Below are 21182 nucleotides of genomic sequence, written 5' to 3' on the forward strand. Positions count from 1 at the left end.
AACGCCGAACAGCGTCGTTCGATCCGGCGGATTTTACCTCCACCGGAGTCGAACATGCTGCCGCGGCGCGCCAGATAGTCGACGGCGCGCTGGACGAGCCTGAGCTATCGCCCCTTGAAGCGCGGCTTGCGCCGGCCCAGGAACGCCTCGACGCCCTCCTTGTGATCCTCGCTGAAGCTGGCGAGCGCGAACTGGTCGACGTCCATGTGGCTGGCGAGATCGTCCAGCGCATGCGCGAGCCGGTTGACGGTGAGCTTCGTCATCGCAACCGAGAGCGGCGGCTGCGCGGCGACCTTGCGGGCGAGCTCCATGGCGGCATCGAAGGCATGGCCGGGATCGGTCACCTGTTCCACCAGCCCCCATTCATAGGCCTCATCCGCCGAGATGCGCTGGTCGGCCAGGATCACCGCCTGCTTGGTGCGGGCGGGTCCGATCAGATGCAGCATGCGCGGGATGCTCTGCCAGCTCATGTTCATGCCGAGCCCGATCTCGGGCACGCGCAGATGCGCGTCGTGTCCCATCACGCGGAAATCGAGCGCCACGGCCAGCGCGACGCCGCCACCGACGCAAAAACCCTCGATCGCCGCGATCGTGATCTGCTCCATCTCCTGCCAGGCGTGCGTCAGGCGCGGCCCGAGCTTGAGGTGCCGGCGCAGCGTGCCGAGATCCATCTCCTTGCGCGAGCGGCCCTCGTCGTCCTTCAAGTCGAAGCCGGCGCTGAAGGCGCTGGTGCTGCCGGTCAGAACCACGACCGAGGTCGCCGCATCGTCTTCGAAGCTGCGCGCCGCCGCCGTGAGCTGGCGCAGTGCTTCCGGAGAGAGCGCGTTGATGCCATCGCCGCGGTCAAATCGCACCACCGCGATCCGTCCCTCCGGCCCGAGGCCCTTTTCGATCTTCACATAGTCGGTCACCAGCATCTCCCAATCAGCTTTGCGGCGACCCTAGCCTACATCCGGCCTCACGAACATGGGACCCGGCCGCGCTGTCCGGCATACTCGACAGGCCCAGGCCATTGCGCCTATCCTTGGCCCCATGAGCCACGATCACGACCATCATCACGATCACGACCATTCCGATCTGTCGGAGACCGAGCTGCGCGTGCGCGCGCTCGAGACCATCCTGACGGAAAAGGGCTATGTCGAACCTGCCGCGCTCGACGCCATCATCCAGGCCTACGAGACCAAGATCGGCCCGCACAACGGCGCATGCGTCGTCGCCAAGGCCTGGACCGATCCGGGCTTCAAGAAGGCCCTGCTGGAGGACGGCTCCAAGGCGATCGGCACGCTCGGCCATGTCAGCCGCGTCGGCGACCATCTCGTCGTTGTCGAGAATACGCCCGAGCGCCACAACATGGTCGTCTGCACGCTATGCTCCTGCTACCCCTGGGAAATGCTGGGACTGCCGCCGGTCTGGTACAAGGCCGCGCCCTACCGCTCGCGCGCGGTGAAGGACCCGCGCGGCGTGCTCGCCGATTTCGGCGTCACCCTGCCGAAAGACATTGAAATCCGGGTGTGGGATTCCACCGCCGAGACCCGCTTCCTGGTGCTGCCGATGCGCCCCGCGGGCACGGAGGGGTGGAGCGAGGAGCAACTCGCCGAGCTCGTCACCCGCGACTCCATGATCGGCACAGGCTTTCCCAGGACGCCGGGAGCGCCGTCATGAACGGCGTGCACGACATGGGCGGCATGGACGGGTTCGGCAAGGTCGAGCCCGAACCGAACGAGCCGATGTTCCACGAGGAATGGGAGTCACGTGTGCTCGCGATGGTGCGCGCGATGGGCGCGGCCGGCGCATTCAACATCGACACCTCGCGCTTCTATCGCGAGACCCTGCCGCCGCACGTCTATCTCTCGAGCTCCTATTACAAGAAATGGTTTCTCGGGCTGGAGGAGATGCTGATCGCGAAGGGCTACCTCACCCGCGAGGAAGTCGCCGCCGGCCACGCGATGCAGCCCGCAAAGGCGCTCAAGCACGGCAAGTTCGATCTTGGCCAGGTCGAGCGCATCATGGTGCGCGGCAAGTTCGACCGCCCGGCGCCCGCACCTGCCAGGTTCAAGATCGGCGATCGCGTGCGTGCCAAGAACATCCACCCCAAGACGCACACGCGGCTGCCGCGCTATGTCCGCGGCCATGTCGGGATCGTCGAGCTCAATCATGGCTGCCACGTGTTTCCCGATACGGCGGCGATGGAGCTCGGCGAGCATCCGCAATGGCTCTACACGGTCGTGTTCGAAGGCCGCGATCTCTGGGGCGAGGACGGCGATCCGACCCTGAAGGTCTCGATCGACGCCTTCGAGCCCTATCTGGATCCGGCGTGATGAGCAGCGCGCTTGCCGCTGCCGCGACGGCGGCCATTCCGAGCATTCCGCGCGACGACGACGGTCCGGTGTTCCGCGCGCCCTGGGAGGCCCATGCGTTCGCGATGGCCCTGACGCTGCACGAGCGCGGCGTGTTCACATGGCCGGAATGGGCAGCGGCCCTGGCCTCGGAGATCAAGCGGGCGCAGGCCGCGGGCGACCCTGATACGGGCGAGACCTATTACCTGCACTGGCTCGCCACGCTGGAAGGCCTGGTGGCAAGCAAAGGCGTCGCCTCATTGGACACGCTGCACCGCTACCGCGACGCCTGGGACCACGCCGCCGATCGCACGCCGCATGGCAGGCCGATCGAGCTGCGCCCGGAGGATTTCAGCTAGCTTGCGTACGCCCGTGTCCCGGACAAGATGCAACGCGTAAGCGTTGCTGCGCAGTGCCGGGACCCAGCCGGCGAGACGATGCCTTACCGAAACATGGGCCCCTCTGCAGCGCACCGCTGAAGGAGCGCTGCGCTGCGTCCGGGGCACGAGCGGAGTACGGCGCGGCCTCAGCGCACCGCCACGAACTCCCGCCACCCCTTTGCCCGCAGGCTGCACGCCGGACACTCGCCGCAGCCATAGCCCCACTCGTGCTGCGCGCCGCGCATCCCGAGATAGCAGGTGTGGGAGTGCTCGCGGATCAGATCGACCAGCCCCTCGCCACCGAGATCCTGCGCCAGCTGCCAGGTCGCGGCCTTGTCGATCCACATCAAGGGCGTATGGAGCTCGAACGTCCGGGCCATGCCGAGCGAGAGCGCCGTCTGCATGGCGCGGATGGTCTCGTCGCGGCAATCGGGATAGCCGGAATAATCCGTCTCGCACATGCCGCCGACGATGTGGGTGATGCCGCGCCGGTAGGCCAGCGCCGCCGCAAAGGTCAGGAACACCAGGTTACGCCCGGGCACGAAGGTGTTCGGCAGGCCGTCGGCGCCCATTGCGATCTCGACGTCGCGCGTCAGCGCGGTCTCGGACACCGCCGCCAGCGTCGGGATCGACAGGGTATGGCTGTCGCCGAGCTTTGCGGCCCAATCCGCGCGCAACGCCTTCACGCCGTCGAACAGCCGCTCGCGGCAGGCGAGCTCGATGGCGTGGCGCTGGCCGTAGTCGAAGCCCAGCGTCTCCACGTGCGAGAAGCGGCTGAGCGCCCAGGCAAGGCAGGTGGTGGAATCCTGCCCGCCGGAGAAAAGCACCAGGGCCGCTTGTGATGTAGATGTGTCCTTCATGGGCCTCAGGTAGTCCAGTTCGTCGACGCCATCAATTGCAAGGATCACACGTGACGTTCGCGCCGGAGGGATAGTTGCAGCTGCATGCTCGCGCTGGTAGCGTAGCGGAACTGCCATACGATGTGGAGATGGGCGGTGACATGGGTTATTTTCAAGGACTGACCAGCAGCAGTTTCAAGACCACCGAGGACGGACGCCGGCTGTTCTTTCCCTGGGGCGTTCTCGGCCGCGGCTACTTGGTCGGCTCAGAGGAGAAGTATGGGCGGCTCCGAAAGCAGATGAAGACCTATATCGTGGTTTCAGTCCTGCTGATCGTCGTCGCACCAAGCCTTTTTCGAGGATACAATCTCGGCGTCTCCGCGGCGCTGGCCGGCGTCTGCTTGGCATTTTATCTCACTTGGATGTGCATTCTGCTCCCCAGCTTGAACCCGACAGACGAAGGGCTGTCTTTTGAAGGAGAGCATGACGTCCCAGGCACGCGCCCATGGCCCGATCGTGCTCTGGCTCCTGACAATCGTGTCTTTGGTGCTCGTCGCCGGCGGAGTCCTGATGTTCGTCGCCCAGCCGGGCAGCAGACTAATTGCGCTCGCGCCAATCCTGTTTTTTGGATTTTGCGCGGCGATGTTCATTCGCATGCTCCTGCTTCGGCGGACGGTAGTCTGATCCCCATCAGGCGGCCGGTGGAAATTAGCCCACTTTCTACTTGTTCCGCTGGGATCGACGCGGTGCTTTTGGCATAAAGCCGGAAACGCGCAACTCCGGTGCCCAATGACCCCTTCCTGCGACATTTCCCGCCTGATCGAGATCATGGCCGCGCTGCGCACGCCGGTGACCGGCTGCCCCTGGGACCTCGAGCAGAATTTTGCGACCATCGCGCCCTACACGATCGAGGAAGCCTATGAGGTGGTGGACGCCATCACGCGCGGCGATCTCGACGATTTGCGCGAGGAGCTCGGCGACCTGCTGTTGCAGGTCGTGTTCCACGCCCAGATGGCGTCGGAGCAGAACGCCTTCGCGTTCGGCGACGTCGTCGAAGCCATCACGAGAAAGATGATCCGGCGCCATCCCCACGTCTTCGCCGACAAGGACGGCAACCTCGCCTCCTCTCACGTCAAGGAAGTCTGGGACCGCATCAAGGCCGAGGAAAAAGCCGAGCGCGCCGCGCGCCGGCCGCCGGAGGAGACACCGGCGCAGAAATCGCTGCTGTCAGGCGTGAAGGCGGGCCAGCCCGCGCTGACCCGCGCCATGGAGCTGCAGCGCAAGGCATCGACCGTCGGCTTCGACTGGAACGACCCGCGCGCGGTGCTGGCCAAGATCCGCGAGGAGGCCGACGAGATCGAGGCCGCACTCGACCGTGGCGACAAGCAGGAGCTGGCGGAGGAGACCGGCGACCTCATGTTCGCCCTCGTCAACCTCGCCCGTCACGTCGATGCCGATCCGGAAGCCGCGTTGCGTGCGACCAACGCAAAATTCGAGCGGCGCTTTGCCTATATCGAACGTGCGCTGGAGGCGCAGGGCCGCACGCTGGAGCAGGCCTCGCTGGCCGAGATGGACGCGCTGTGGAACGAGGCGAAGGGCGAGACGATGCCAACGTCGGACGGACGCAAGGAAGCCAGCCGCTAACTCCGCCGTCGTCCCGGACAAGCGCCTCAAGCGCGTGCAGATCCGGGACGACACCGCCTATGTCGCAAGATGCGGCACGGCATCGAACCTCGACACCACGATGTCCCGCTTGGTCTCGTCCACCCGCACCGTCATGTCGAAGCGGCCGTCGTGCAGCTCCTTCGACAGCACCTCGGCATTGCGGTGCAGCCAGCTGATGCCGGCGCCGTCGGCGGCGTCGATGGAGAGGTCGAGCGTGGTGCGCTTGGCGGCAAGGCGTTCCTCGATCGCGGCGAGCAATGCATCGACGCCCTCGCCCGTGACGGCGGAGACCAGCATGGCGGGGTGGTCCGCAGGCCGGCGCGCCGCGATGTTCAGCAGCTCCTCGCGCTGCTCGGCATCGTAACGGTCGATCTTGTTCCAGACCTCGATGATACGGCCTGAATCATCGGGGTTGATGCCGAGCTGGCGCAGCACTGCGTCGACGTCGCTCTGCTGGGCCTCGGCATCCTCATGCGAGATGTCGCGCACATGGAGAATGACGTCGGCCTCGAGCACCTCCTCCAGCGTGGCGCGAAAGGCGGCGACCAGCTGGGTCGGCAGGTTGGAGATGAAGCCGACCGTGTCCGACAGCATCGCCTTGCCGCCATGCGGCAGGTTGAGCGCGCGCAAGGTCGGATCGAGCGTCGCAAACAGCATGTCGGCGGCCTGCACGTCGGCGCGGGTCAGGCGGTTGAACAGCGTCGACTTGCCGGCATTGGTGTAGCCGACCAGCGCGACGACGCGATACGGCACGCGCTGACGTCCCGCACGATGCAGCCGCCGCGTCGCCTGCACCTTCTTCAGCTCGCCCTCGAGCTTGGAGATGCGCTCCTGGATAAGGCGGCGGTCCGCTTCGATCTGCGTCTCGCCGGGACCGCCCATGAAGCCGAAGCCGCCGCGCTGGCGCTCCAGATGGGTCCACGAGCGCACCAGGCGCGAGCGCTGGTAGTTGAGATGCGCGAGCTCGACCTGGAGCGAGCCTTCGCGCGTCTTGGCACGGCGGCCGAAGATTTCCAGGATGAGGCCGGTGCGATCGAGCACCTTGGCGTCCAGCTCCTTCTCGAGATTGCGCTGCTGGATCGGCGCCAGCGCGCAATCCATCACCACGAGCTCGACGTCGAGGGTCTTGATCAGGGCGGCGATCTCCTCGACCTTGCCCTTGCCGATATAGGTGGCGGGGCGGATCTGGCTGATAGGCGCGATGATGGCGTCGGCGACGACGAGATCGATCGCGCGCGCGAGGCCGGCGGCTTCCTCGAGCCGGGCCTCGACGTCACGCAAGACATGAGCTTCCGATTGCGCGTCGGCACTGCCAGCGCGCACTCGCAAATAGGGGCCGACGACAAGCACCCGCCCCGTTTGCTTAGCCCCTGCCGACCGCGGACGGTCGGCATCCCCGTCGAAATTCCGGGGTTCCAATCAGATCACTCTCAAGCCGGCTGATCCTCGCCGCCTTCGAACAGCTGGATCGGAGCGCCAGGCATGATGGTCGAGATCGCATGCTTGTAGACCAGCTGCGAATGACCGTCGCGCCGAAGCAGCAAACAGAAATTGTCGAACCAGGTCACGATGCCCTGGAGCTTCACTCCGTTGACCAGAAAGATCGTCAGTGGCGTCTTGGTTTTGCGAACGTGATTGAGGAAGGTGTCCTGTAGGTTTTGTGCGCGGTCTGCCGCCATTGTTCTTTTCTCGCTTTGAGTTTCTTTTTATTGCGCCGGTCGCGGCCCTCTTTGTGAGGTTCGGGGCCTCGCCCGGTTGCCGTTCCGTCATGAGATCCCCCTCGGACGGAACAGCTGTGCAATTAGAGGACAGGTGGGCCTATTAGGCAAGCCGCTTCACGTGGCAGCCCCCGCCTGATTGTCCCGAAAAAATACGGAAATCGATGATTTTTGCGCTTATCTCTCAGCTACCGCCGGCATGTTACGGCGCTAGATTCTTGTTTTCATGTCTCTTTCCGCATGTAAGCCGGCGGCCGCTTCGCGCGAAGAGGCGCTAGCCGACACCGAGCGCCTTCAACTTTCGATGCAGCGCCGACCGTTCCATGCCAACGAACTCGGCCGTACGAGAAATATTTCCTGAGAAACGGCTGATCTGTGCAATCAAATAGTCGCGCTCGAACACTTCGCGCGCCTCACGCAGCGGCAGGCCCATGATGTGCTCGCCATTGTTGCTGGTCGGCATCGCCGGCACCATGGAGCCGACGTCCTGTGGCAACATGTCCGCCGTGATGATGACCTCCGGCCCGCCTGCCGCGAGAATCATCACCCTCTCGACGTTGTTGCGGAGCTGGCGGACATTGCCTGGCCAGACATGCGATTGCAGCACGGCCATCGCGTCCTGCCCGATCTGCCGCTTCGGCAGGCCGCTGCCGGCCGAGATCTGCTCCATGAAATAGTCAATCAGTTCCGGGATGTCCTCGCGCCGTTCCGAGAGCGCGGGCACGCGGATCGGCACCACCGAGAGCCGGTGGTAGAGGTCCTCGCGGAAACGGCCGGCCGCGATCTCCTCTTCGAGGTTGCGCGCGGTCGAGGAGATGATGCGCACGTCGACCTGCACCTTGGCGGTGCCGCCGACGCGCTGGAACGACTGCTCCACCAGCACGCGCAGGATCTTGTTCTGGGTCTCGCGCGGCATGTCGGCGATCTCGTCGATGAACAGCGTGCCGCCGTGGGCTTCCTCGAGCGCGCCTGGCTTGCGCGGCTGCTCGCCGTTGGACTGCTCGATGCCGAACAGCTCGTGCTCCATGCGCTCGGGCGTGATCGCGGCGGCGTTGATGACGACGAAGGGACCGTCGGCACGGCCCGAGGCCGTGTGCAGCGTGCGTGCGGTCAATTCCTTGCCGGCGCCGGCGGGCCCGACGATCAGGATGCGGCTGTTGGCCTTGGCGGCGCGCTCGATGGTCTGGCGCAGCTGGTTCATGCTGGGCGAGCGGCCGACGAGTTGGCTCGCGCTCGGCGCGAGCTGCTTCAGCTCCTTGACCTCGCGCTTCAGCCGCGAGTTCTCCAGCGCCCGGGTCGCGACCAGGATCAAGCGGTCGGCCTTGAACGGCTTCTCGATGAAATCGTAGGCGCCGCGCTTGATCGCAGCGACCGCGGTCTCGATGTTGCCGTGGCCGGAGATCATCACGACCGGCAGGTCGGCGTTGTCTTTCTTGACCTGCTCCAGCAGCTGCAAGCCGTCGAGCTTGGAGCCTTGCAGCCAGATGTCGAGGAACACCAGGTGCGGCCTGCGGTTGGCGATCTCGGCGAGTGCCGTATCGCTGTCGCGTGCGGTTCGGGTCACGAAGCCCTCGTCCTCGAGAATGCCCGCAACGAGATCGCGAATATCGGCCTCATCATCGACAATCAGAATTTCACTTGCCATGGATCGCGCCTGTCATGTCAGCTGCCTGTTGAGGCTTCGATTTTCGTTGATTCATTGGTCTTTTCAGCGGGCTCTTTGGTTTCGGCCGCCGGCCCTTTTGTTTCCGGCGCCGCCTCTTTCGCCGGCCCCGTCACGGTGTCCTTGGTGATGTCCTTGGTGATGTCCTTGGCCGCCGACGCCTGCTCGGCGCCCTCGGTTTTGGCGGGTTGCCCGGAGATCGCAAAGCGCATCCGCATCCAGGCACCGCGCTGGCCCTCGCGGAAGTCGGAGGCATCCTTCAGCTCGATGCGTCCGCCATGGTCTTCCAGCACGCGGCCGACGATCGCAAGGCCAAGGCCGGTGCCCTTGGCCCGGGTCGTGACGTAGGGTTCGAGCAGCCGCGAGCGCGCGACCTTGGGCAGGCCGATGCCGTTGTCGATGACGTCGATCAGCACGTCATCGCCCTCGCGGGAGACGACGACGTCGATCCGGCCTTTGCCGAGCTCTTCCGGCGGGACCTGCTCGATCGCCTCGGTGGCGTTCTTGACGATGTTGGTGACCGCCTGCGAGATCAGCCGGCGGTCGAACTGGGCCCGGAGCGGATCCTGCTTGAACTCGGCCTCGATGTCGATCTCGGGATGGGCGACCTTCATCAGGAACACGGCCTGCCGCACGGTGTCGGCGACGTCCTCGCCCTCCATCACCGGCTTCGGCATCCGGGCAAAGCGCGAGAACTCGTCGACCATGCGGCGGATGTCGTCGACCTGGCGCACGATGGTGTCGGTGCACTGGTCGAAGATCTGCTTGTCCTTGGCCTCGGTGATGTCCTTGCCGAACTTGCGGCGGATGCGTTCGGCCGAGAGCTGGATCGGCGTCAACGGATTCTTGATCTCGTGGGCGATGCGGCGCGCCACGTCGCCCCAGGCCGAGGTGCGCTGCGCCGAGACCAGCTCGGTGATGTCGTCGAGCGTGATGATGTAGCTGTCGTGCGGCTGATTCTTCTCGGCGCTGACCCGGACCGACAGATTGCGTTCCTGCCCGTCGCGCGTGATCGTGATCTGGCCCTGCACCAGGCGCTGGGTCCCTTCCCGCGCCGCCTTCATCATCTCGTCGAGCTCGGGCAGCACGTCGGAGAGCGGATGGCCGAGCGTCTCGGATTCGGCGTGCCCGATCAGCTTCTCGGCCGAGCGGTTCAAAATGCCGACGCTGCCGGAGGCGTCGACGCCGATGATGCCGGCGCTCGCCGAGGACAGCACGGCCTCGATGAAGCGGCGGCGGCTGTCGATGAGGTCGCTGGCGTTGACGAGCTCGTCGCGCTGGCTGCGCAATTCCTGCGTCATCTTGTTGAAGGTCTCGCCAAGCTGGGCCAGATCGCCTTCGGACTGGTGCACCGGCACCTGGACATGGAGATCGCCGGTCGAGACCGTGTGGGCCGCGTTCATCAGCCGCCGGATCGGCGAGACCAGCGAGTTGGCGAAGTTGAGGCCGATCAGCACCGAGGCCATCAGGATGGTCAGCGCGATCACGGCGAACATCAGCGCGAAGGCGACCTGGATACCGAGCCGGCGCGACTCGATCTGGGCATATTCGGCGACGCTGACCTCGGTCTGCTTGAGCTGATTGACGACGTTGGGATCAAGCGGGCGGGCGACATAGAGGAAGGTGTCGTTGAACGCGCGCAACCGGATCACCGCGGCGACGAAGCTCGCATCGGGGAGCACCGCGATCTCGGGCTCGTTCTCGTTGACGTTGCTGAGGAAGTCGGGCGCCGGCGGCGAATAAGCCAGCCGCATGCCGGTGTCGGCGGATTCCAGGATGTTGGTGTTCTTGTCGATGATCATCGCGCCCGGCAGATTGCGCGAGCCGGCGCTGGCGGTCAGCATCTCGCGGAACGTGCGGCGATCCTGGTCGTAGAGCGGCCGGGCATGCGCGATGTCGTTGGCCATGCCGAGAATGTCGCCGCGGATCAGCTGGGCATGGTCCTGCATGTAGGCCCGCGCGATCGTCAGCGAGTTCTGGATCACCTGCTTGGTCGGCCCGGAGAACAGCCGGTCGAGGCCACGCTCGATGGTGACGTTGGCGACGATGGCGACCAGCACGGCCGGCAGCACCGCCACGATCGAGAACAGGCTGACGATCTGGACATGGAGGCGCGCCGCCGCCCGGCCCCGCCGCCGCGCCAGGATCAGCTGCCAGAGCTCGCGGACGATGATGCCGACCAGCAGCAGGATCGTGGCCGCGTTGATCAGATAAATCGAGCGGACGACCTCGGGCGTCGGCTCGATCCTGGTGAGGCCGGTCAGGACCAGGAAGGTCAGGAAGGCCGACAGCAGCGCCAGCGCCACGGCAAACGGAGCCAGCCAGCGTCGCGCCGACCAACGCCGGGGCTCTTCCGCTGGGGCCGTGTCAAAGTGTGCGGCCGAGGTCTCTGCGCTGGTCATTCCGGCAATGGCGATGCTGAAAAGGGGTCCGCGGGCGCGCGGATACTGATGTATTCGTACCACATTGTTGCCGAATTGCGACAATTCCGCGGCGCTTCCCAGCGACCGACATCTGCCATCCACAACCACATGCGGCCTGAACGGGAACGGAATCCGGCCATTCCGGCTTGACCCGGCATGGATAGATATTTTCTAGCGACGATGGTGTCGGCCGTTCTGCTGCTGATTGTGGCCGCCGACCTCTTGGTCAACGGCCTGGGCCTCCAGCCGCCGCTGCTGAATGTCGCCAGCGTCACGCCGGCATCGGCCCGGCTGGTCAGATAGTGCGACGCTGCGCCATGCGGCCGGATGACCAATTGATCAGGTCCGGCGGAACATTTCGGCCCCGTCCCGACTTCTGCTCACCGCGTCAGCCACAACGGCCAGCGCGATCCGGACAGGCTCAGCTCTGCCTTGGTAGGGGGAGCTGAGCCACCGTCGGTTCCGCGATGATTAGCCCCCGCTGCGATAGACCTGGATGTCGAGATCCCGGATCTTCTTGCGCAGCGTGTTGCGGTTGAGGCCGAGCAGGTCGGCGGCGCGGATCTGGTTGCCGCGGGTGGCCGCCAGCGCGGCCGTGAGCAGCGGCACTTCGATCTCCTTGAGGATGCGGTGATAGAGGCCGGGCGGCGGCACGCCGTTCGGAAAGCCTTGGAAGTGCGAGGACAGATAGGCCTCCACAGCGCCGCCGAGATTATCGACGCCCTGCTGGACCGCGGCGCCCGGGCTGACCGAGGGCGGCGCAAGCTCGCCGTCGATGACGGATGCCGTGATGACGTCCTGCGGATAAAGCGCGGCGAGACGCCGGGCGAGATTCTCCAGCTCGCGCACGTTGCCGGGCCAGCGGTGCTGCTTCAGCCGCTCCAGCGCCAGCGTGTCGAGCTTCTTCGGCGGCAGGCCGTCCTTCTCGGCCAGCGCAAAGAAGTGCCGCACCAGATCCGGCAGGTCCTCGATGCGCTCGCGCAAGGGAGGCAGCCGCAGCGGCACCACGTTGAGGCGGAAGAACAGATCTTCCCGGAACAGGCCCTGCTGGATCAGGACGCGCAGATCCTTGTTGGAGGCCGCGACGATGCGGACGTCGGTCTTGATCGGGGTGCGGCCGCCGACGGTGGTGTATTCGCCCTGCTGCAAGACGCGCAGCAATCGCGTCTGCGCCTCCATCGGCATGTCGCCGATCTCGTCGAGGAACAGCGTGCCGCCTTCGGCCTGCTCGAACCGGCCGGAGGCGCGCGTGTTGGCGCCGGTAAAGGCGCCGCGCTCATGCCCGAACAGCTCGGATTCGATGAGGTCGCGCGGGATCGCGGCCATGTTGACGGCGACGAACGGGCCGTTGCGGCGCTTGCCGTAATCATGCAGCGCGCGCGCCACCAGCTCCTTGCCGGTGCCGGACTCGCCCGTGATCATCACGGTGAGGTCGGTCTGCATCAGGCGTGCGAGCACGCGATAGATTTCCTGCATCGCCGGCGAGCGGCCGACCAGCGGGATCGCCTCCATCTCGGCGTCCTCGTCCGGCGTCGAGACACGCTCCTTCGGCTCGGCCAGCGCGCGGCCGACGATCGCGATCAGCTCCTTGAGGTCGAAGGGCTTCGGCAGATATTCGTAGGCCCCGCGCTCGGAGGCGCGGATCGCCGTCATGAAGGTGTTCTGCGCGCTCATGACGATGACGGGCAGATTCGGCCGCATCTTCTTGATCCGCGGCAGCAGGTCGAAGGCGTTTTCGTCCGGCATCACCACGTCGGTGATGACGAGATCGCCCTCGCCCTGGCTGACCCAGCGCCACAGCGTTGCGGCATTGCCGGTGAGCCTGACCTCATAGCCGGCCCGAGACAGCGCCTGATTGAGAACGGTGCGGATGGCGGTATCGTCATCAGCTACGAGAATGCTACCTGCGGGCATCGTTAATCCTCATTTCGCCCCCTGTGACACAGGCGACGACTTCCCGGCAGAGTCGGCGCGACTGCTTTGATCGGCATGTTTCGCCGATGTGGAATACATCGGCATCAGCACGCGGAAGGTGGTCCTGCGCGGCTGAGATTCGCATTCGATGATGCCCCCGTGATCGCCGACGATCTTGGCGACAAGCGCAAGACCCAGGCCCGAGCCGGTCTGCTTGGTGGTCACGAAGGGGTCGAACAGATTGGGCAGAAGATCGTCCGGCACGCCCGGTCCGTTATCCTTCACGCAGAATTCGAGCGGCAACGATACCCGGGATTTTTGACCGGGGACTGACAGGCGCACGCCGGGGCGGAACGCGGTGGTGAGCTGGATCTCGGCGTCGGGCACGTCGATCAGCGCCTCGGCGGCGTTCTTCACGAGGTTGAGGAACACCTGGATCAACTGGTCCTGGTTCGCCAGCACCGGCGGCAGCGAGGGGTCGTAATCTTCGATGAAGCGGATGTTGCGGGCAAAACCCGACTGCGCCAGCCGCTTCACGTGGTCGAGCACCGAATGGATGTTGACGGGACCGCGCACCACGGGACGCTCGTCGCCGAACACCTCCATGCGGTCGACCAGCGTCACGATGCGGTCGGCCTCGTCGCAGATCAGGCGCGTCAACATGCGGTCCTCGGACGAGGCCTGCTGCTCCAGCAACTGCGCCGCGCCGCGGATGCCGGACAGCGGATTCTTGATCTCGTGCGCCAGCATCGCGGCCAGCGCGATCACCGAGCGCGCCGCGCTGCGATGGGTGAGCTGGCGGTCCATCTTGTCGGCGATGGTGCGCTCCTGCAGCATCACCACGATATGGCCGGGGCGCTCGGTGAGCGGGGCGACATGGAGGTCGACTTGGCGGTCGCCGCCCATGCGCGGCGTGCCGAGATCGACCTTGTATTCGTTCACCGGCGAGTTCGACGCGCGCACCTGGTCGATCAGCGCCAGCAAGGGGCTGCCGAACGGCACCAGCTCCTTCAGCGACTGCCGCTTCAGGAATTGCGTCGAGATCTCGAAGAAGGCTTCGGTGGCGATGTTGGCTGCGACGATCTTGCCGTCCGGCCCGATCATCAGAACGGGATTGGGCAAGGCATCGAGCATTGCGTCGCTGTCGGATGGCCCGCGATGTTCGGCGGCTGTGCTCATGCAGCAGCGCTCCATGCGAAGTCGTCGAACGCATCCTGCAGCGACTGATGAACGAGGCGCGGATCCTCCGAGGTGAGGATCGTCTGCCGCCACCCTTTCAGCTTCTCGACGGACGCGCCGCTCGCCGCGGCTGCCACATCGAGCGCCCAGCCGAGATGCTTGCGGGCATGTCGCAGCCCGACGCGGAGACCATAGAGCGTGCAGACGCCCTCATAGAGCGTGCGGACGTAATGCAGCTGGGTTTCGAGCGCGGGCACAGCTTCTTCCGCCCCGCCCTTCAGGCGGCGGCCGATCTGGCCGGGCAGCCAGGGCTGACCCTGCGCGCCGCGGCCGATCATCACGGCGTCGGCGCCGGAGGCCTCGAGCGCCGCGCGCGCCCGCTCATAGGAGGTGATGTCGCCGTTGACGACGAGCGGAATGGCGATGGCCTCGCGCACGGCGCGGATGGCATCCCAATCGGCCTCGCCCTTGTAGAACTGGCTGCGGGTGCGGCCGTGGACCGTCACGAGCTTGACGCCGGCGGCCTCCGCGCGCCGCGCCAGCTCCGGTGCGTTGCGGCTGCGGTCGTCCCAGCCGAGCCGCATCTTCAGCGTCACCGGCACCTTCACCGCCGCGATGGTGGCATCGATCAGGCTGACGGCATGGTCGAGGTCGCGCATCAGGGCCGAGCCGGACTGGCCGCCGGTGACGTGGCGGGCCGGACAGCCCATGTTGATGTCGATGATGTCGGCGCCTTCGGCCTCGGCGATCCGGGCGCCCTCGGCCATCCAATGGGCCTCGCAGCCGGCGAGCTGGACCACGTGCGGACCAATTCCGGTGGCTTCGCAACGCAACCGGGACATCCAATGGCCGTTGGCGAGCTCGTCGCTGGCGGTCATTTCGGACACGACGAGACCGGCCCCAAGCTCCGCGGCCAGCCGGCGGACGGGCGAGTCGGTCACCCCCGACATCGGCGCCAGGAAGACCGGGATGGCGACATCAATATCGCCTATTTTCAACGGCTTAGAGCCGGATATTGCCGAACCGGTCACAGGGGTCTCGTGGACTGGGCAGGGCCTCATCGCGCCTGCCATGACCTATCTTGCGCACAATTCTTGTGCAGTCAAGCGCCATGCCTACAGTTTAGACAATTCTGGAGATCTTTCAAGTGCAGTGCAGCAAAATGCCGTTGCGAACAATCCGGGGAAACCCCCTTTTTTTGCGGGCCTGCCGTGCTAGAGGCATGCGGCAATCACCCCACTCCTCCGACTCCCATCACCAACTGAGTATTTGAGTCCTATGGCGAAATCACAGCGTACCGCGGTCGTCCTCGTCGCAGCCGGGCGTGGACTGCGTGCGGGCGCCGGCGGACCGAAGCAATATCGCGAGATCGGCGGCGTGCCCGTGATCTATCGCGCCATGGAAGCCTTCAGCCGCCACGCCGACGTGTTTGCGGTGCAGCCGGTGGTGAACCCCGACGACAGTGCCATGTTCACGGCTGCGGTCGCGGGACTCGAGCACGAGCCGCCGGCCCATGGCGGCGCGACGCGGCAGGCCTCGGTGCTTGCAGGCCTCGAAGCGCTCGCACAGCACAAGCCCGACATCGTGCTGATTCACGACGCCGCGCGGCCCTTCGTTTCGGAAGGATTGATCTCGCGCGCGATCGAGGCAGCGGGCCGAACCGGCGCCGCGATTCCCGTCGTCCCCGTCACCGATACGATCAAGGTCACCGGCGCCAGCGGGAATGTCGAGGGCACGCCGGACCGCGCCTCCTTGCGGATCGCGCAGACGCCGCAATCCTTTCGTTTCGACGTCATCCTCGAAGCGCATCGTCGCGCGGCGAAGGACGGGCGCAGCGACTTCACCGACGATGCCGCGATTGCCGAATGGGCGGGATTGACGGTTGCAACCTTTGAAGGCGATGTTGCCAACATGAAGCTCACCACACCCGAGGATTTCGTGCGCGAGGAAGCCCGCCTGGCGGCCCAGCTCGGCGATATCAGGACCGGCACCGGCTACGACGTGCACGCCTTCGGCGAAGGCGACCACGTCATGCTCTGCGGCGTGCGCGTGCCGCACACCAAGGGTTTTCTCGCCCATTCCGACGGCGATGTCGGCCTCCATGCGCTGGTCGATGCCATCCTCGGCGCGCTCGCCGACGGCGACATCGGCTCGCACTTCCCGCCGAGCGATCCGAAGTGGAAGGGCGCCTCCTCCGACCAGTTCCTGAAATACGCCATCGAGCGCGTCACGGCGCGCGGCGGGCGTATCGCCAATCTCGAGGTCACCATGATCTGCGAGCGGCCGAAGATCGGCCCTTTGCGCGACACCATGCGCGCGAGCATCGCCGAGATTTCCGGCGTCGACATCTCGCGCGTCGCGGTGAAGGCGACGACCAGCGAGCGGCTCGGCTTCACCGGTCGCGAGGAAGGCATCGCCGCCACCGCGAGCGCCACCATTCGTCTGCCCTGGAGCGTCTAGGCCATGGGCGGCAGCGACGCACGCGCCCTCTCCCGCTCGCTGCTCGATCTGTGCCGGATGCGCAAGCTGACGGTCGCGACCGCTGAATCCTGCACCGGCGGCCTCGTCGCCGCCGCGCTGACCGACATCCCCGGCTCGTCCGACGTGATCGATCGCGGCTTCGTCACCTATTCCAACGACGCCAAGCGCGCCATGCTCGGCGTCGAGGCCGGCACGCTCGCCACTTTCGGCGCGGTCAGCAAGGAGACCGCAACCGCCATGGCGATCGGCGCGCTGGAGCGCGCCGATGTCGACCTTGCAGTCGCCATCACCGGGATCGCCGGCCCGGGCGGCGCCACGCCCGGCAAGCCGGTCGGCCTCGTGCACTTTGCCGCCGCCGCGCGCGACGGCCGCATCATCCACCGCGAGCACCGCTTCGGCGCGATCGGTCGCACCGCCGTGCGTCAGCGCTCCGTCGTCGAGGCGCTGCGCATGCTCATGGATCTGGCCCGCGGCCCACAGGCCCAGACCAAGCCGCGCGCCGCCGCGACCCGCCTGCGCCCGCGCGTCACCCGCTCGCCGCGCCGGCACGTTGTGAAGCGCAGGCCGCCGCGCTCGCCGCGGGGCTAATGCGGCTCATGCCGCCGCGAGCAGTGCGCTCGCCCGATCGAGCACACACTGCTTGACCGCGTCAGCGTGCGACGGTTTTGCCTTTGCGCTGACCGTCAATTCCAGGATCGGTGCCGCGGGATTGGCGACATCCAGTACCTTCGTGACGGAAACGGCAGGTTGCGAATGATCTTCGATGCGCGAGTCGTTGCGTAATTCCTCGAGGATACGATCGGCCAGCGCATTGGCCGCGCCCGCCGGGACCGGAAACACCACCTTGATATCGCCGGTGCCGGGATAGGCGCTGTGGTTGATGATGGCCGCGCCCCACACCTGTCCGTTCGGCAGCAGGATCTGCGTGTTGTCGGACGCGACCAGCTCGGTCATGAACAGCGACAGCGACTGCACCTTCCCGGCCTTGCCGGCCACCTCGACGTCGTCGCCGATGTGAAAGGGCCGGAACAACAGCAGCATCACGCCGGCGGCGAGATTGGACAGCGTGCCCTGGAGCGCGAGACCGATGGCGAGCGATGTGGCGCCCAGCACGGCAACGAGGCTCGCGGTCTGGATGCCGAACAGCTGAAGCACGGCGATGCCGACCACGGCGAGCACGCCATAGCGCGCCACACTGCCGACGAACAGCGTGACCAGCGGGTCGACGCGGTGCGTGACGCTCAGCAGGCGCGTGACGAAACGCTGCATCGCGCCGGACAGATACCAGCCGATCGCGAGCAGCAGGATCGCGTAGATCGCGTTGAGGCCATAGAGGACGAGCGAGGCTTTCAGCGTGTCGAAATTGATGGTCATGGCGGCTCCGACCCGGACAATCCGGAGAGAACGCGGAGCGCCAGGAATTGATCCCGGTGAAACAAGCTCTCGTAGGGCCGATTAGCGAAGCGTAATCCGCCTCTTTGGCCTGCGAGGCGGGAACGGCGGATTACGCCTTCGGCTAATCCGCCCGACGGTGCACAATCTCTTGCGTTGCCCGACGGGCAAAACACGCTAGCCGTGGGGCAAGGCGCACGGACAAAAATATTCGCCTTTACAGAAGTTCGGATTTATCGCATCGTCGCGCCACCTCATCCCGGTCAGAGGGGCGTATCGCGATCGTCACGAAACGTGGGGTGAGCTGCGGTGGACGCAAGTCACATCGGCGCGAGAGGCATCGCAGGGCGGGCGACCGTGAGCGACAGCCGGCGCGCACACGACCGGTGTGACATGCGTACGGCAAAACCGTGTGGTCCTGACGCCCGGGGTCTGTGCGTCAAGTCTTGCGGTGATGCGGCGGCCCAACCGGGTGCGCGCATCAGCGATCTGCAAGGCGACGGGGGCAATAGTGCAACGCTCCCCGGGGAGAGCTCGGCATAAGCCGTCAAACCACTGCGCAGGGAAGGCCGGCTGTTCGGCTTCACCTGTATGCCGCTGTGCAGTTTCCTGACACGCAGGTTTCGCACAGTGGACCGCGGGTGCCCAGCCGGCATCCGGCCTTCCCTGCGCCCTCTGACAAAAGGGGCGACATGACCGCGCAAGACTCGGACAGGACCTGTCGCGAGAGCGCTGCGTCATATTCAGATCTCAAGAAGCCCGAGGATGACTTACTCCGTTTCGCAGCCATCGGACGTCGCGGTGGATTGATGTGTGAGTTTCGTGCCCCGGACGCAGCGCAGCGCTCCTTCAGCGATGCGCTGCAGAGCCGGGGCCCATGCTTCCAAGAGGTGTGCTGCGATCATGGGTCCCGGCTCTGCGCAGCAACGCTACGCATTGCGGCGCGTCCGGGACAGGAGAGCCGGGGCAGCTAAGTCGACGCCAGCTTCGGCCGGCCGTAGATCGCGTCCGCCCGCTTCTCGAACGCGGTGGAGAAGCGCGCGAAGGCGGCATCGAACATCGAGCCCATCAGCAACGCCAGCATACGGCTCCTGAATTCGTAGGACAGGAAGAAGCCGACGTCGCAGACGCCCTCACCTTTGGGCTCGAACGTCCAGCGGTTCTCCAGATTGCTGAAGGGGCCTTGCAGATATTCGACGAGAATCTTCAGATTGGCGCGGTCGAGCGTCACGCGGCTGGTGAAGGATTCCCTGACCAGCTTGAACGACACCGTCATGTCGGCGACCAGCACCTCGGTGCCGTCGGGCTTGGCCATCCGCTGGCGCACCTTCAGCGCGCTGCAGAGCGGCACGAATTCCGGGTAGCGCTCGACGTCGGCGACCAGATCGAACATCTCGGATGCGCTGTGATTGACACGGCGCTTGCTCGAAAACTTGGGCATGGCGATTCAGCGGGCGTGCGCTGCCCGCGCGGCCTTCAGTCTCGCAAAATCCTCGCCGGCATGATGCGACGAGCGGGTGAGCGGGCTCGCGGACACCATCAGGAAGCCCTTGGTGTAGGCCACCTTCTCGTAGGAGGCGAACTCGTCCGGCGGCACGTAGCGCATCACCGCATGGTGCTTGCGGGTCGGCTGCAGGTACTGGCCGATGGTCAGGAAATCGACGTCGGCGGAACGCAGATCGTCCATCACCTGCTGCACCTCGTGGCGCTCCTCGCCAAGGCCGACCATGATGCCGGACTTGGTGAAGATGGTGGGATCGAGCTCCTTGACCCGCTGCAGCAGCCGGATCGAGTGGAAATAGCGCGCGCCCGGCCGCACCGTGAGATAGCGCGAGGGCACGGTCTCGAGATTGTGGTTGAAGACGTCGGGCTTGGCAGCGACGACGATTTCGAGCGCCCCCTCCTTGCGCAGGAAGTCCGGCGTCAGGATCTCGATCGTGGTCGAGGGGCACGCGGCCCGGATCGCGCGGATGGTCTGGGCGAAGTGCTCGGCGCCGCCGTCGGCGAGGTCGTCGCGGTCGACGGAGGTGATGACGACATGAGCGAGGCCGAGCTTAGCGACCGCCTCGGCGACGTTCCCGGGCTCGGCCGCATCCAGCGCATTCGGCAGGCCGGTCTTGACGTTGCAGAAGGCGCAGGCGCGGGTGCAGGTGTCACCCATGATCATGAAGGTCGCGTGCTTCTTGTCCCAGCACTCGCCGATGTTCGGGCAGCCCGCTTCCTCGCACACCGTGTGCAGACCGTTGGACCGCACGATGTTGCGGGTGTCGGCATAGCCGCGGGTGTTGGGCGCGCGCACACGGATCCAGTCCGGCTTCGGCGGCGAAGCGGAATCGGGCCGGTTCACCTTTTCGGGGTGGCGCGGGCGCAGCGGGTTCGAGATGGTATCGACGATTACGACCATGGGGTGTCCGGTCTGTTCAGGTCCTACCTAGTCGGTCTGGCGGGGCATCGCAACCCGGCTCGCCCCGCTTCAGGGAACATGGCAGATATGGGCAATATCCTGCTCTGTCCTCTGGCGATTCTCATCTCGAATGGCTCCAAGATCGAACGCCTCATCCCCGCGGCTCGGCAAGCCGCTGAAGCGTGCCTTTTTCAGCCGCAGCGTCCACGAGGTCGCGCCGGACCTGATCGGAGCGACGATGCTGGTCGACGGAATCGGCGGCATCATCGTCGAGGTCGAGGCCTATCATCATACCGACCCGGCGGCGCACTCCTACAACGGGCCGACGCCGCGGAACCAGGTGATGTTCGGCCCGCCCGGTTATGCCTACGTCTATCGTTCCTACGGCATCCACTGGTGCGTGAACTTCGTGTGCGAGGAAGAAGGCTCGGCCAGCGCCGTGCTGGTCCGCGCGATCGAGCCGACGCATGGTATCGCCAAGATGCGCCGCCGCCGTCATCTCCAGGAGCTGCATGCGCTGTGCTCGGGTCCGGGCAAGCTGACCGAGGCGCTCGGGATCACCATCGCGCACAATGCGCTGCCGCTGGACCGGCCGCCGATCGCACTGCATGCGCGGACCGAGGATGTCGAGGTCGCCACCGGCATCCGGATCGGCATCACCAAGGCAGTCGAGCTGCCCTGGCGCTACGGCATCAGGGGCTCGAAGTTCTTGAGCAAGCCGTTTCCGAAGTAGCTGTCGTTCCGGGGCGATGCGCAGCATCGAACCCGGAACCTCGAGATTCTCAGGT

Annotated in this window: 22 protein-coding genes; 10 read left to right on the forward strand and 12 right to left on the reverse strand. The window is 65.8% G+C overall.

The window, feature by feature from the left end:
• Window positions 1–104: 104 nt before the first annotated feature.
• Window positions 105–911, reverse strand: a complete 807-nt coding sequence (locus K410_RS0119790) for an enoyl-CoA hydratase/isomerase family protein (RefSeq protein ID WP_028136488.1) — start codon at window positions 909–911, stop codon at window positions 105–107.
• Between the two features lie 121 nt (window positions 912–1032).
• Between K410_RS0119790 and nthA the strand changes: the two genes are divergently transcribed.
• The 3 genes from nthA to K410_RS0119805 are packed head-to-tail and all read left to right on the forward strand — an operon-like array spanning window position 1033 to window position 2695.
• Complete coding sequence (gene nthA, locus K410_RS0119795) at window positions 1033–1662, forward strand: nitrile hydratase subunit alpha (protein WP_028136489.1); 630 nt, start codon at window positions 1033–1035, stop codon at window positions 1660–1662.
• Entirely contained in the window at window positions 1659–2318 is a 660-nt protein-coding gene (gene nthB, locus K410_RS0119800; RefSeq protein ID WP_028136490.1) for a nitrile hydratase subunit beta, read from the forward strand. The genes nthA and nthB overlap by 4 nt, the downstream gene beginning before the upstream one ends.
• Window positions 2318–2695, forward strand: coding sequence for a nitrile hydratase accessory protein (locus K410_RS0119805; RefSeq protein ID WP_028136491.1), 378 nt, complete (start codon window positions 2318–2320; stop codon window positions 2693–2695). Before nthB ends, K410_RS0119805 begins: the two co-directional genes overlap by 1 nt.
• A gap of 167 nt (window positions 2696–2862) precedes the next feature.
• On the opposite strand, the gene queC is transcribed toward K410_RS0119805, so the two are convergent.
• Complete coding sequence (gene queC / locus K410_RS0119810) at window positions 2863–3576, reverse strand: 7-cyano-7-deazaguanine synthase QueC (RefSeq protein WP_028136492.1); 714 nt, start codon at window positions 3574–3576, stop codon at window positions 2863–2865.
• Window positions 3577–3650: 74 nt separating this feature from the next.
• Here queC and K410_RS39670 point away from each other — a divergent pair, with 74 nt between their 5' ends.
• Together K410_RS39670 and mazG are read left to right on the forward strand one after the other, a co-directional pair.
• Window positions 3651–4316, forward strand: a complete 666-nt coding sequence (locus K410_RS39670) for a hypothetical protein (protein ID WP_155253510.1) — start codon at window positions 3651–3653, stop codon at window positions 4314–4316.
• A 28-nt stretch (window positions 4317–4344) separates the two neighbouring features.
• Window positions 4345–5199 carry a nucleoside triphosphate pyrophosphohydrolase gene (gene mazG, locus K410_RS0119820; RefSeq protein WP_028136494.1) on the forward strand — a complete coding sequence of 285 codons (855 nt, stop codon included), beginning with the start codon at window positions 4345–4347 and terminating at the stop codon, window positions 5197–5199.
• 57 nt (window positions 5200–5256) lie between these two features.
• Here the strand turns inward: mazG and hflX are convergent, their stop codons facing one another.
• The 4 genes from hflX to K410_RS0119840 all read right to left on the reverse strand — a co-directional run bounded on the left by hflX (window position 5257) and on the right by K410_RS0119840 (window position 11003).
• Complete coding sequence (gene hflX, locus K410_RS0119825; RefSeq protein WP_028136495.1) at window positions 5257–6639, reverse strand: GTPase HflX; 1383 nt, start codon at window positions 6637–6639, stop codon at window positions 5257–5259.
• Window positions 6640–6650: 11 nt separating this feature from the next.
• Entirely contained in the window at window positions 6651–6899 is a 249-nt protein-coding gene (hfq, locus tag K410_RS0119830) for an RNA chaperone Hfq (protein WP_007591126.1), read from the reverse strand.
• 313 nt (window positions 6900–7212) lie between these two features.
• Window positions 7213–8583, reverse strand: coding sequence for a nitrogen assimilation response regulator NtrX (ntrX, locus tag K410_RS0119835; RefSeq protein ID WP_028136496.1), 1371 nt, complete (start codon window positions 8581–8583; stop codon window positions 7213–7215).
• Between the two features lie 17 nt (window positions 8584–8600).
• Complete coding sequence (locus K410_RS0119840) at window positions 8601–11003, reverse strand: sensor histidine kinase NtrY-like (RefSeq protein WP_028136497.1); 2403 nt, start codon at window positions 11001–11003, stop codon at window positions 8601–8603.
• A gap of 177 nt (window positions 11004–11180) precedes the next feature.
• Between K410_RS0119840 and K410_RS40420 the strand changes: the two genes are divergently transcribed.
• A complete protein-coding gene (locus tag K410_RS40420) occupies window positions 11181–11327 on the forward strand; it encodes a hypothetical protein (RefSeq protein WP_196236024.1) in 147 nt (48 codons plus the stop codon).
• 168 nt (window positions 11328–11495) lie between these two features.
• Here the strand turns inward: K410_RS40420 and ntrC are convergent, their stop codons facing one another.
• The 3 genes from ntrC to dusB are packed head-to-tail and all read right to left on the reverse strand — an operon-like array spanning window position 11496 to window position 15067.
• Entirely contained in the window at window positions 11496–12938 is a 1443-nt protein-coding gene (gene ntrC / locus K410_RS0119850) for a nitrogen regulation protein NR(I) (RefSeq protein ID WP_028136498.1), read from the reverse strand.
• A 9-nt stretch (window positions 12939–12947) separates the two neighbouring features.
• The gene (locus K410_RS0119855) at window positions 12948–14117 is read right to left on the reverse strand and encodes a two-component system sensor histidine kinase NtrB (RefSeq protein WP_028136499.1); all 1170 of its coding nucleotides are present in this window, start codon (window positions 14115–14117) and stop codon (window positions 12948–12950) included.
• A complete protein-coding gene (gene dusB / locus K410_RS0119860; protein WP_049820128.1) occupies window positions 14114–15067 on the reverse strand; it encodes a tRNA dihydrouridine synthase DusB in 954 nt (317 codons plus the stop codon). Before dusB ends, K410_RS0119855 begins: the two co-directional genes overlap by 4 nt.
• Window positions 15068–15086: 19 nt before the next feature.
• Between dusB and K410_RS40425 the strand changes: the two genes are divergently transcribed.
• From K410_RS40425 to K410_RS0119870, 3 genes are read left to right on the forward strand one after another with little or no spacing between them, the layout of a single operon-like run.
• A complete protein-coding gene (locus tag K410_RS40425) occupies window positions 15087–15335 on the forward strand; it encodes a hypothetical protein (RefSeq protein ID WP_196236062.1) in 249 nt (82 codons plus the stop codon).
• Between the two features lie 60 nt (window positions 15336–15395).
• Window positions 15396–16577, forward strand: a complete 1182-nt coding sequence (locus K410_RS0119865) for a bifunctional 2-C-methyl-D-erythritol 4-phosphate cytidylyltransferase/2-C-methyl-D-erythritol 2,4-cyclodiphosphate synthase (RefSeq protein ID WP_028136501.1) — start codon at window positions 15396–15398, stop codon at window positions 16575–16577.
• Between the two features lie 3 nt (window positions 16578–16580).
• Window positions 16581–17186 carry a CinA family protein gene (locus tag K410_RS0119870; protein WP_028136502.1) on the forward strand — a complete coding sequence of 202 codons (606 nt, stop codon included), beginning with the start codon at window positions 16581–16583 and terminating at the stop codon, window positions 17184–17186.
• A gap of 6 nt (window positions 17187–17192) precedes the next feature.
• Here the strand turns inward: K410_RS0119870 and K410_RS0119875 are convergent, their stop codons facing one another.
• From K410_RS0119875 to lipA, 3 genes are all read right to left on the reverse strand, one after another.
• Window positions 17193–17972, reverse strand: coding sequence for a mechanosensitive ion channel family protein (locus K410_RS0119875; protein ID WP_028136503.1), 780 nt, complete (start codon window positions 17970–17972; stop codon window positions 17193–17195).
• Window positions 17973–18960: 988 nt separating this feature from the next.
• Window positions 18961–19431, reverse strand: a complete 471-nt coding sequence (locus tag K410_RS0119880) for a type II toxin-antitoxin system RatA family toxin (protein ID WP_028136504.1) — start codon at window positions 19429–19431, stop codon at window positions 18961–18963.
• A gap of 6 nt (window positions 19432–19437) precedes the next feature.
• Window positions 19438–20394 (reverse strand): lipoyl synthase, encoded by a 957-nt coding sequence (gene lipA / locus K410_RS0119885; RefSeq protein ID WP_028136505.1) that lies wholly within the window; start codon window positions 20392–20394, stop codon window positions 19438–19440.
• Window positions 20395–20524: 130 nt separating this feature from the next.
• Between lipA and K410_RS0119890 the strand changes: the two genes are divergently transcribed.
• Window positions 20525–21127, forward strand: a complete 603-nt coding sequence (locus tag K410_RS0119890; protein WP_028136506.1) for a DNA-3-methyladenine glycosylase — start codon at window positions 20525–20527, stop codon at window positions 21125–21127.
• Window positions 21128–21182 lie beyond the last annotated feature (55 nt).

The organism is Bradyrhizobium sp. 22 (assembly GCF_000482425.1).
GTDB lineage: Bacteria > Pseudomonadota > Alphaproteobacteria > Rhizobiales > Xanthobacteraceae > Bradyrhizobium > Bradyrhizobium japonicum_B.